Source organism: Marinobacter sp. (assembly GCF_041686475.1).
GTDB lineage: Bacteria > Pseudomonadota > Gammaproteobacteria > Pseudomonadales > Oleiphilaceae > Marinobacter.
This window is the reverse complement of record NZ_JAWLDU010000030.1, coordinates 28,886-38,957: the sequence shown is the minus strand read 5'-3', so window position 1 is coordinate 38,957 and position 10,072 is coordinate 28,886. Positions and strand designations below refer to the sequence as shown.

Annotated in this window: 11 protein-coding genes; 1 reads left to right on the top strand and 10 read right to left on the bottom strand. The window is 58.8% G+C overall.

The annotated features are described in order from the left end of the window. From ACESMB_RS08925 to ACESMB_RS08915, 3 genes are all read right to left on the bottom strand, one after another. The coding region (locus ACESMB_RS08925) for a phospholipase effector Tle1 domain-containing protein (RefSeq protein ID WP_372971357.1) at window positions 1–479 on the bottom strand (479 nt) is incomplete at its 3' end. A 90-nt stretch (window positions 480–569) separates the two neighbouring features. After that, window positions 570–902, bottom strand: coding sequence for an SMR family transporter (locus ACESMB_RS08920; RefSeq protein WP_372926167.1), 333 nt, complete (start codon window positions 900–902; stop codon window positions 570–572). Between the two features lie 6 nt (window positions 903–908). Then, window positions 909–1,985: a TauD/TfdA dioxygenase family protein gene (locus tag ACESMB_RS08915; RefSeq protein WP_372971356.1), complete on the bottom strand. Its 1,077-nt coding sequence runs from the start codon at window positions 1,983–1,985 to the stop codon at window positions 909–911. Window positions 1,986–2,301: 316 nt separating this feature from the next. Between ACESMB_RS08915 and ACESMB_RS08910 the strand changes: the two genes are divergently transcribed. Further along, a complete protein-coding gene (locus tag ACESMB_RS08910; RefSeq protein WP_372926169.1) occupies window positions 2,302–2,679 on the top strand; it encodes a nuclear transport factor 2 family protein in 378 nt (125 codons plus the stop codon). 50 nt (window positions 2,680–2,729) lie between these two features. Here ACESMB_RS08910 and ACESMB_RS08905 read toward each other — a convergent pair whose 3' ends face one another. The 7 genes from ACESMB_RS08905 to ACESMB_RS08875 form a co-directional block, all read right to left on the bottom strand. After that, window positions 2,730–3,680, bottom strand: coding sequence for a ribose-phosphate diphosphokinase (locus ACESMB_RS08905; RefSeq protein ID WP_372926170.1), 951 nt, complete (start codon window positions 3,678–3,680; stop codon window positions 2,730–2,732). 64 nt (window positions 3,681–3,744) lie between these two features. Then, entirely contained in the window at window positions 3,745–3,939 is a 195-nt protein-coding gene (locus ACESMB_RS08900; protein WP_372926171.1) for a fatty acid desaturase, read from the bottom strand. Between the two features lie 95 nt (window positions 3,940–4,034). Beyond that, window positions 4,035–5,723 (bottom strand): AMP-binding protein, encoded by a 1,689-nt coding sequence (locus tag ACESMB_RS08895; RefSeq protein WP_372971355.1) that lies wholly within the window; start codon window positions 5,721–5,723, stop codon window positions 4,035–4,037. Between the two features lie 52 nt (window positions 5,724–5,775). After that, window positions 5,776–6,354 (bottom strand): peroxidase-related enzyme, encoded by a 579-nt coding sequence (locus ACESMB_RS08890; protein ID WP_372926173.1) that lies wholly within the window; start codon window positions 6,352–6,354, stop codon window positions 5,776–5,778. Beyond that, window positions 6,351–7,259, bottom strand: coding sequence for a hydroxymethylglutaryl-CoA lyase (locus ACESMB_RS08885; protein WP_372971354.1), 909 nt, complete (start codon window positions 7,257–7,259; stop codon window positions 6,351–6,353). The genes ACESMB_RS08890 and ACESMB_RS08885 overlap by 4 nt, the downstream gene beginning before the upstream one ends. Continuing rightward, on the bottom strand, window positions 7,259–9,262 hold the full coding sequence (locus ACESMB_RS08880) for an acetyl/propionyl/methylcrotonyl-CoA carboxylase subunit alpha (RefSeq protein WP_372971353.1): 2,004 nt from the start codon (window positions 9,260–9,262) through the stop codon (window positions 7,259–7,261). Before ACESMB_RS08880 ends, ACESMB_RS08885 begins: the two co-directional genes overlap by 1 nt. Further along, window positions 9,262–10,068, bottom strand: a complete 807-nt coding sequence (locus tag ACESMB_RS08875; RefSeq protein ID WP_372971352.1) for an enoyl-CoA hydratase-related protein — start codon at window positions 10,066–10,068, stop codon at window positions 9,262–9,264. Before ACESMB_RS08875 ends, ACESMB_RS08880 begins: the two co-directional genes overlap by 1 nt. Between the last annotated feature and the right edge of the window lie 4 nt (window positions 10,069–10,072).

Genomic DNA, 10,072 nt, shown 5'->3' with positions numbered 1-10,072 from the left:
CCGACAAACTTGATCGGGGTGCGTTCTTCCACGGAAAACTGGCGTTTCCAGTTCATGGCGTGTTCGCTGTTGGCCTTGTGTTTTTTGGTTTTGTAGAGCTTGAAAGCGTTCTGGATCTGGCTGGCGTTCTCTTTTCGCAGAATGCTGCAGTTATTGATCATGCCGCACAGACTGCGGGCGGTGTAGGCACCGCGGCTGAAGCCGAACAGGAAGATCTCATCGCCGGGTTCGTAGTTGTGAACCAGAAACCGGTAGCCGTCCATCACGTTCTTTTCGAGCCCGCGGCCGGTTGCCCCGGCGAGTATCTCGTCATGGTAGGAGCCGATGCCCCAATCGTAGAAAACCACCTGTTCGACGCCGTTGCCATCCGAGGGACGGATGGCGCGGGCAAACTGCAGTACATTGGTAGGGAAGTCTTCGCCGATGTTTACTTCCGGCCGGTTCCAGGTGCCGTCAAAGCAGACAGCGATGCGTTTCATGGCGTTGACCTCCTGTCATTGATGTTCCTGGTTGCTGTCTCCAGTTCTACTTCGCCAGTTTTTCGAAATTGCGGCCTGATGCCATCAAAACTAGTGCAGAGTCGTCTTGGAGAATACGTTGATCACCACCACCCCGGAGATGATCAAGCCCATGCCAATTATGCTCGCGGCATCGAGTGTCTGTCCATAAACCAGCCAGCCGATAAACGCGACCAGCACGATACCCAGCCCCGCCCATATGGCATAGGCAAGGCCAACGGGAATCTCTTTCAGAGTCAGCGACAGGAAGTAGAATGCAATGGCATAGCCTGCGATCACCAGCAGGCTTGGCCAGAGGCGGGTAAAGCCCTCACTGGCTTTCAGGCCAGAGGTTGCGACCACTTCGGCGACGATGGCAACGCCGAGAAAAATCCAGCTTTTCATGACGGATCAATTCTGCATACGGATGTTGTCTTTCCAGCGAAATCCCACACCACCAGCTTGCCAGACGCCATCCTTGTTGAATGGATGGGGCCCGTTCATATTAATGTACTGGGGCAAGCCAAAGTGGGGCGCCAGGTCCCGTTTCGACTTGATGGTGACCCGATCCATAATTCTCAGACCTTGCTGCTCGGACGGCAAATGAGCTTCGGGCGATGCCCGGTGAGCGACTGCCCAGTTATCTATGTAGAGCAAATCGCCAGTGTCATATTGATAACGTATCCCGTATCCCTCATCGAAAGACGCATTCAGGAGATCGTTATAGTCGTTGAAAAGCCCTTTCATTTCGTCGGGCTTCAGTAACCGGAATTTGTCAGCGGTTGCCGGTGCTTTCTGCAGTTCCTCGATGGACATGCCATCCTCGGGCAGCCTCTCAAGAATCGCACCGGTCATTCCCAGATGCAGCCATACACTCTTCCGTCCGGAAATGGGGTGAGTGTGAACGAGTGGATGAGTGACGCTTGAGGCAGAATTTACAGAAACAAGGCGTTGCCAGAACTCCTGCTTATCCTCGGGAAGAGCATCAAAAGCGGCTCCCTGGTGGGCGAAGTGTGTGCCCCCTCCCTGCTCAGGCGCCCGAGCCATGTAATATGCGGAATGGGAAAACGTTGCCGCTTCAAAGCTGCCATCGTTATGCCATTGCGGGCCGACGCCAAGAATTCCGTGGCGGCTGTCGTTGGAGCAGCGGAAAATGTGCCTGTTCCTTCCCGGCGTTGCAGGATGGACACCATGGGTAGAATGAATTTCGTGGGCGCCCCACCATTTGCTGACATTGATCAGTTCGTCGGCCGAGAGATCAGTCTGATGCTTGAAGACAATGAATCCCCGATTGGCCATTTCCACTTCCAGGGCCTCGATAACGGGCTCGGGAAGCCTGGAGCGAACATCCGCTCCATAAATTTCAACGCCGAGAGGTTCCAGTTGTTTGACCTTCAACCCTTCGTTCTCAATCAGCGAGACACGGTCAGGGTCCAGTGGGGGAATGGCCTGTAGCCTATTGCTGAAGTTTTCCGAGGTTTGTCCCATAGTCCTGATTACCTTGCTGGCTAATATAGGAACAGCTTAACTCAGTGTATTTAAGTGACAAGCCCCCTGAGCCGGAGTCGCAGGCTTTCACAACCTATCAACAGGACCGCCAGTCTGCGGACGCCTGGACCCAACTGGCCCAGTTGATCAGCCCTGCCGCCGGCAATTACGCTGATATGGGTGTAAATACGGCCTCCAGGTACTACGATCAGATTAAAGCGACCACCGATCTCGCGCTCGCGGTTCGCGGGTGCCAGCCAGTGCAATGAGGCAACCGGGGTGAACATCATCCCCATGTCAGAAATGGAGTCTGATCATGCAGCCAAAAGAAATCGTGGCGCAGTACATCGCGGATATCCACGCCCAGCGTTTTGACGAGGCAAAGGCCTTACTGGCTGCTGAAGGGTTTGAGTATGTGGGGCCGAACATGCGCTTCCTTCGCCCGGATGACATGATGTCCTACCAGTTCGGTATGGCTGCCATCCAGAAAGACTTGATCGTCCGTCAGCTCAGTGCTGACGGAGAGCACGTGTTCGCAATCCTGGATTACCGGACCAACTTTGAAATGATCGGGGATGTCCGGCTTGCTGTCTGGTTTCGTGTCCGGAACGGTAAAATCCAGACGGTTGAAGCCTTCTACAATGCGGCAGTAGTGGAGAACATGCTGGGAGGCAACCTTCCTTCCGCCCCCTGAAACAACCGGGTGTTACCCAGCTGCATGGCAGCAATACCTGTGGGTGATCTTCAGTCCGTATGCAGTTCCCGAACTGCCTGTGCAAACAGGCCCGCAACCGGAAGGGTGGTGACCTGGCCCTGCTCCTGCGGTTGTTGCTGCGGTGTCACGCTGTCTGTAATGAACAGCTGATCCATAGCCCCCGCGCGGTAAAGCTGCTCCGAACCCGGCCCGAACAGGGCATGGGTAATCACCCCGAACACCCGGGTGGCGCCCTTGTTCTTGCAGGCCTCGGCAGCGCGCAGCAGAGTGGTGCCGCTTGCCACCATGTCGTCGACGATGATGGCGACCTTATCTGCCATATCCCCAACCACGGCATCGCCGGTTATTCCACTCTCCCTTCGCCGTTTTTCCAGGAAGGCGGTGGGTGGCTGCTCCCCTGCGATATCGGCCCAGGCGTCCCGGAACCGATCCACGCGTTTGGTGCCACCGGCGTCGGGTGAAACAATAACGACTGGCTCACTTCCAATGCGGTCTAAAAGTGCGTTGACGAAAAGGCTATGGGATTCCAGGTGCACCGTGCGGCAGCGGAAGGCGTTATCGAACGCGCCCTGATTGTGAACTTCCAGGCCCACCACGCAGTCCACTCTCATGGCTTCAAGCAGCTGTGCCACGTAGCGCGTGGTCACCGGGTCCTGGCTTTTGGAGCGACGATCCTTACGGGCGTAGGCCAGATACGGCACCAGCGCGGTGACGCGTTTCGCACCGGCATCTTTCGCGGTCGCAATAAAGAACAGCAGCCGCAGCAGCTTGTCGTTGACGCTGGCAGTTTCCTCGCCAAACAGGGTATGGCAAACGTAAACATCCCGGCCCCTCAAACTCTGCAATGGCCGGGACTTGTGCTCGCCATCTTCAAAGTTGCGATCCTCCTGGGCTGCCAGGCTGACGCCAAGCTGAGCGGCAACGGCATGACCAAACGCCTGGCTGCCTTCCAGGGCAAACAGAACCGGCTCGCTGTTCATATCATCTCCTTGGGAGTATTGGCTCGTTACCCGCCTTCGCGGAAGCGTCGCCAAAAGCTGAACGCTAGGCCCCGCCGCGGGCTTCCGCGTCCATCACTTCGGGAAGGCGGTAGAAGGGAATTCGGACATTGAGATGGTGAATATGGTGGTAGCCAATATTCCCGGTAAACCACTGCATCACCTTGTTCATCCGCATGTCACTGGAGGATTCCATGGCTCCCCGGTAATAGCTCCAGGCCTCGGGAGAGGCAATCTGCATGCGCCGATACCACCGCGATCAACGCAAAGTCGCTTATCAGTGCTGCCACGGCGTTGCCTCCCGCCACATGCGGGCGGTGATGAGCGGAAACGCGCCTACTTCTTCAACCCCATCTCCTCAATAGAAATCTCCCGCATCTTGAATTTCTGGATCTTCCCGGTGACTGTCATCGGGAACTCATCCACGAACTTGTAGTTCCTGGGGATCTTGAAGTGGGCGATCTTGCCCTTGCAGAATTCCCGCAGTTCGTCGCCGGTGACCGGTTCCGCGTCCGGAGCCAGTTTTACCCAGGCGACGAGTTCTTCGCCGTATTTGTCGTCAGGAATGCCGGTCACCTGAACCTCCTCGATGGCGGGGTGGGTGTAGAGGAATTCCTCGATTTCTTTCGGATAGATGTTTTCACCGCCGCGGATGACCATGTCTTTGATGCGGCCGACGATCTGGATGTAGCCTTCTTCGTCCATGTTGGCCAGGTCGCCGGTGTGCATCCAGCCGGCTTCGTCGATGGCTTCACTGGTTTTTTCTTCATTGTTCCAGTATCTCAGCATCACACTGTAGCCACGTGTGCAGAGCTCGCCAGTTTCGCCCCGGGGCAGGATGTTGCCGTTGGCTGGGTCGACGATCTTGGTTTCCAGGTGCGGCTGTGTGCGGCCCACGGTGGTTACCTGCTTCTCGAACGGGTCGAGGGAGCTGGTCTGGGTGGAGACCGGGCTGGTTTCGGTCATGCCGTAGGCAATCTGAACTTCCTTCATGTTCATCTTGCCGTTGACCTTTTTCATCACTTCCGCCGGGCAGATGGAGCCGGCCATGATGCCGGTGCGCAGCGTGGAGAGGTCGTAGCTTTCAAACTCCGGGTCGGCCAGTTCGGCGATGAACATGGTTGGCACGCCGTAGAGGGCGGTGGCCTTTTCCTGGTGCACGGCCTGCAGTACGGATTTGGGCTCGAAGCCTTCGCCCGGGTAGATCATGGTAGCGCCGTGGGTGATGCAGCCCAGGTTGCCCATCACCATGCCGAAGCAGTGGTACAGGGGCACAGGGATCACCAGGCGGTCTTTCTCGGTCAGGCGCTGGCTTTCGCCCACAAAGTATCCGTTGTTGAGGATGTTGTGGTGGGTGAGGGTGGCGCCTTTGGGGTTGCCGGTGGTGCCGGAGGTGAACTGGATGTTGATCGGGTCATCAAACTGCAGCAGGCTCTGGCGCTCGTCCAGTTGCTGCTGGGTGACGTCGCTGGCCTTGCCGACGAAGTCGTTCCAGGTCCACATGCCTTCGTGGCTGCGCTTGTCCAGGTTGATCACGCCTTCGAGCTTTTCCATTCGCCGGGACTTGAGTTTACCGGGCTGGCTGGCATGCAGCTCCGGGGCCAGTTCGTAGATCATCTTGCGGTAGTCGGAGGTCTTGAAGCTATCCGCCGTTACCAGGAAGCGCACGCCGGAGAGGTTTAGCGCGTATTCCAGTTCGTGCACGCCGTAGGCCGGGTTGATGTTTACCAGGATGGCGCCCACCTTGGCGGTGGCGAACTGGGTGACGGTCCACTCGTAGCGGTTGGGGGCCCAGATGCCGACCCGGTCGCCGCGTTCAACGCCGATGGCCATGAAGGCGCGGGCTGCTTCGTTGACCTTGTCCACGAATTCCTTGTAGGTCCAGCGGATGTCCTGGTGCAGGGCGACCAGGGCTTCGGTGTCGGGGTAATTCCCGGCGGTGCGGTCGAGCATTTCGCCGATGGTCATGCCCAGCAGGGGCACTTCGGAGGTACCGCTTGTGTAGCTTGGTAGGGTCTGGTTCATTGTCTGCCTCCATTGTTTTTGTAGTCGAGAGCGAACAGACGGCAGGCGTCTGCTAGCGACTCTGGCTGTGATACTCAGGGTTCGGTTGCATGTCGCTGGCGATGGCCACCCGATTGGACATGTTGTAGAAACCGATCAGGTTGCTCAGGTCCCAGATGCCACGGTCACTGAGCCCGGCATCCCGCAGGGCCTGGATGTGTTCTTCGGTGACGGTGGCCGGGGAGCGAGTCAGGTGCGATGCAAAGTCCAGCATCGCCCGCTGGCGCCTGTCGAGATTGGCGGTGCGGTAGTTCATTACCATGTGTTCGCCCAGTTGCGGGTCGCCGCTCAGTACACGCACGGCGGCGCCGTGGGCGACCAGGCAGTAGAAGCATTTGTTCTCGGAGGACACCACCACGGCGACCATTTCCCGCTCGAGTTTGCTGAGTTCACCTTCGCCCATCATGAGTTCGTTGTACAGGCGGGTAAAGCCCTCGAGCTGTTTGAGGTTCTGGCTGTAGGCGGTCAGCACATTGGGGACCATGCCGAGTTTTTCCTGGCAGATCTGGAAGTACTTCTGGGTGTCTTCTGGCATGTCCTTGATCTCCGGGATTGGGAGATTCAAAGCGACTATGTTTTTGTTCTGGCTCATTTGCAGTTTCCTCCGAGGGCCTGGCCTACTTTTGAGCCGTTTTTGCGTTTCAACTGCTCGCTTATCCATTCGCCGGTAGTCACTAGTTTGTCCAGATCGACGCCGGTTTCTATTCCCAATCCGTTCAAAAGGTATAGCACGTCTTCGGTGGCTACGTTACCTGATGCACCCTTTGCGTAGGGGCAGCCGCCGAGGCCTGCGACCGACGCATCAATAACCGAAATGCCTTCTTCCAGTACCGCATAGAGATTGGCCAAAGCCTGGCCGTAAGTGTCGTGGAAGTGTGCGGCCAGTTTTTCGATTGGAACCTCTGCGGCGACGGCTTCGAGCATGCGTTTGGCTTTCAGCGGTGTACCCACACCGATGGTGTCGCCCAGGGAGATTTCGTAGCAGCCGAGTTCGGCCAGGGCCTTGGCGACTTTGGCGACCTGTTCGGGGGCGATGTCGCCCTCGTAGGGGCAGCCGAGAACCGTTGAGACATAGCCGCGTACGGGTATGTGGTGCTGCTTGGCCGCTTCCATGACGGGCAGGAAGCGTTCCAGGCTTTCGGCGATGGAGCAGTTGATGTTTTTCTGGCTGAAGGACTCGGACGCGGCGCCGAAGACGGCGACTTCGTCTACCCCGGCCGCCAGGGCATTTTCGAAGCCCTTGAGGTTGGGGGTGAGTACGGAGTGGCGCACGCCGGGTTTGCGTTTGATGCCGGCCATGACCTCGGCCGCGTCGCCCATTTGGGGTACCCATTTCGGAGACACAAAGCTGGCGGACTCGATGTGGTTGAGGCCACAGTCGGCCAGCCGGTCGATCAGGCCGGTTTTGATGTGGGTGGCGATTACGTCCCCGGGTTCGTTCTGGAGTCCGTCCCGGGGGCTCATTTCAACCAGTCTTACCTTGTCGGGGAAGGGCATCAGCCTGCCTCCTCTTCCGCGTCTGCAGTGACTTCAATGGCAATCAGCTCGGCACCTTCGGAGACCTGGTCGCCTTCGGCGAAGAAAATGTCGGTGACCACGCCGTCGGCCGGGGCCTTGATGGCGTGTTCCATTTTCATGGCTTCCATGATCACCAGGCTCTGGCCGGCGGTGACCCTGTCGCCCACTTTGGTCTGCACCGCCACGATGGCGCCGTTCATGGGCGCGGCCAGGCTGCCTTCGCCGGCCATTTCCTCGAAGCCGTAGGTTTCCCGGTAAACGGTGCAGTTGAAGGTGTCGCCTTCGTAGAAGAGCACCAACTGGTTGTTGTGCAGGTTGCCGTGGATGCTGATGCGGTGGCCGTTAATCACCGCCTGCAGGAAGTCGTCGTCCAGGCGGGCGGTGAGGTTGTACACGCTGCCACCAACGAATACCTGGTAGCGGTCGTCCCGTTCCAGCACCTTGAGTTCGTGAATCTCGTCACCTACCTGCAGTTGCAGTGGCTGGGCGTATTCCGAGTTCATGCGCCAGCTGTTCTGGCGGCCGAACGGCGACCAGGGGTCGGTGCTGATCACTTCCCGGGACTTGCGCTGCTCCAGCACGAAGCCGGCGGCCAGTACCAGGGCTTTGTGGGTGTCGAGTTTTGATTTCGGGAACAGCAGGTCCCGGTGGTCGTCGATGAAGCCGGTGGTCAGCTCCGCTTCCCGAAACGGCTGGGCATCGGCCAGGGCGTGGAGGAAGCGGATGTTGGTTTTAACGCCGGCGATGCGGTAGTGCTCCAGGGCCTGAACCATGCGGTTGATGGCCTGATCCCGGGTTTCGTCCCACACGATGAGTTTGGCGATCATCGGGTCGTAGTGGATGCTGATGTCGTCACCTTCGGTGACGCCGGTGTCCACCCGCACGTGAGCGCTTTCATCCGGCGTGCTCAGGTAGCGCAGGTTGCCGGTTGCGGGCAGGAAGTCCTGGTCCGGGTCTTCGGCGTAGATGCGTGCTTCCAGGGCGTGGCCCCGGGTTTTTACCTGGGACTGCTCTAGCGGCAGCGGGTCGCCCCAGGCCACTTTCAACTGCCATTCCACCAGGTCCTGGCCGGTGACCATTTCGGTAACCGGGTGCTCTACCTGCAGGCGGGTGTTCATCTCCATGAAGAAGAAGGAGCCGTCCACGTCGTAGAGGAATTCCACGGTGCCGGCGCCCACGTAATTGATGGCCTGGGCGGCTTTGACCGCCGCTTCGCCCATGGCCTTGCGGGTATCTTCGCTCAGGCCGGGGGCCGGGGCTTCTTCCAGTACTTTCTGGTGGCGGCGCTGCACGGAGCAGTCCCGCTCGGCCAGATACACGCCTTTGCCGCTTTTGTCGCAGAACACCTGGATTTCGACGTGGCGTGGCTGGGTCAGGTAGCGTTCGATAAGCATGTCCGGGTTGCCGAAGGCGTTCTTCGACTCCCGTTTGGCGGCGGCCAGGGCGTCGTCGAAGTCTTCCATACGCTCGACTACACGCATGCCCTTGCCACCACCGCCGGCGACGGCTTTGAGAAGTAGCGGGAAGCCGCATTTTTCGGCTTCCTTGCGCAGGGTGTCCGGGGACTGGTCGTCACCGTGGTAACCCGGCACCAGGGGTACGCCGGCTTTCTCCATGATGGCCTTGGCCGCGGACTTGGAACCCATGGCTGCGATCGCGGAGGAGGGCGGGCCGATGAACACGATGTTGTTGGCTTCGCAGGCTTCGGCGAACTGGGTGTTCTCGGAAAGAAAACCGTAGCCGGGATGAACGGCCTGGGCGCCGCTTTCTTTTGCCACCTCGATGATTTTGTCGGCTTTCAGGTAGCTCTCAGAGCTGGGAGCCGGACCAATATTGAAAGCTTCGTCGGCCATGGCCACGTGCCGGGCGTCGGCGTCGGCATCAGAATAGACGGCGACAACACGAATGCCCATGCGGTGGGCGGTCTGTATGATCCGGCAGGCTATTTCGCCGCGGTTGGCGATCAGGATTTTGCTGAACATTATTCTTCCTCCGGAACCCAGTTGGCTTTGCGCTTGTTCAGGAAGGCGCTGAGCCCTTCCTGCCCTTCGGCACCCACCCGGATGTCCGCGATGCGTTGTGCAGTGTCGTCGATGACGTCATTGCCGATGATCTTGTGGCTGACGGCGAACACCAGGTCCTTGGCCGATTGCATGGCTTCGGGACCGTTGAGTGCAAGCTGCAGCAGCAGTGCGTCACAGCGGCGTTCCATTTTGTCCACGTCTTCACACAATTCGTGTACCAGGCCGAAGTGTTCGGCTTGCCGGGCCGTGAAGACTTCGGCGGTAATAAAGTAGCGTCGGGCCTGGCGTTCACCGATGGCGCGCACCACGTAGGGGCTGATCACGGCCGGGATGAGGCCAAGCTTTACTTCACTGAGGCAGAAGCTGGCTTTTTCGGTGGCAAGCACGATGTCACAGCAGGCTGCCAGGCCAACGGCACCGCCGAAGGCCGCACCCTGAACCAGGCCTATCACCGGCTTGCCGAGGTGGTTCAGGGTGTCCATCAGCCGCGCCAGTTCCCGCGAGTCGTCGAGGTTTTCCTGGCGGGTGTTATCTGCCATCCGGCGCATCCAGCCAAGGTCCGCTCCGGCGGAGAAGTGCTTGCCTTCGGAGCGCAGGATCACGATGTTGGTATTGTCATCGGCGTTCACTTGTTCCAGCGCGTTGATCAGTTGCTGGATGATGACGTCGTCGAACGCGTTGCGTTTGTCCGGGCGGTTGAGCACCACTTCGGTGACACCTTCGGCACGTTGTCTGAGCAGAACCGCTGATTCCTGATCGGTCATGGCG

Coding starts and splice junctions, on each gene's coding strand:
- ACESMB_RS08920 (WP_372926167.1), bottom strand. CDS start 902: ATGAAAAGCTGGATTTTTCTCGGCGTTGCCATCGTCGCCGAAGTGGTC.
- ACESMB_RS08915 (WP_372971356.1), bottom strand. CDS start 1,985: ATGGGACAAACCTCGGAAAACTTCAGCAATAGGCTACAGGCCATTCCC.
- ACESMB_RS08910 (WP_372926169.1), top strand. CDS start 2,302: ATGCAGCCAAAAGAAATCGTGGCGCAGTACATCGCGGATATCCACGCC.
- ACESMB_RS08905 (WP_372926170.1), bottom strand. CDS start 3,680: ATGAACAGCGAGCCGGTTCTGTTTGCCCTGGAAGGCAGCCAGGCGTTT.
- ACESMB_RS08900 (WP_372926171.1), bottom strand. CDS start 3,939: ATGCAGATTGCCTCTCCCGAGGCCTGGAGCTATTACCGGGGAGCCATG.
- ACESMB_RS08895 (WP_372971355.1), bottom strand. CDS start 5,723: ATGAACCAGACCCTACCAAGCTACACAAGCGGTACCTCCGAAGTGCCC.
- ACESMB_RS08890 (WP_372926173.1), bottom strand. CDS start 6,354: ATGAGCCAGAACAAAAACATAGTCGCTTTGAATCTCCCAATCCCGGAG.
- ACESMB_RS08885 (WP_372971354.1), bottom strand. CDS start 7,259: ATGCCCTTCCCCGACAAGGTAAGACTGGTTGAAATGAGCCCCCGGGAC.
- ACESMB_RS08880 (WP_372971353.1), bottom strand. CDS start 9,262: ATGTTCAGCAAAATCCTGATCGCCAACCGCGGCGAAATAGCCTGCCGG.
- ACESMB_RS08875 (WP_372971352.1), bottom strand. CDS start 10,068: ATGACCGATCAGGAATCAGCGGTTCTGCTCAGACAACGTGCCGAAGGT.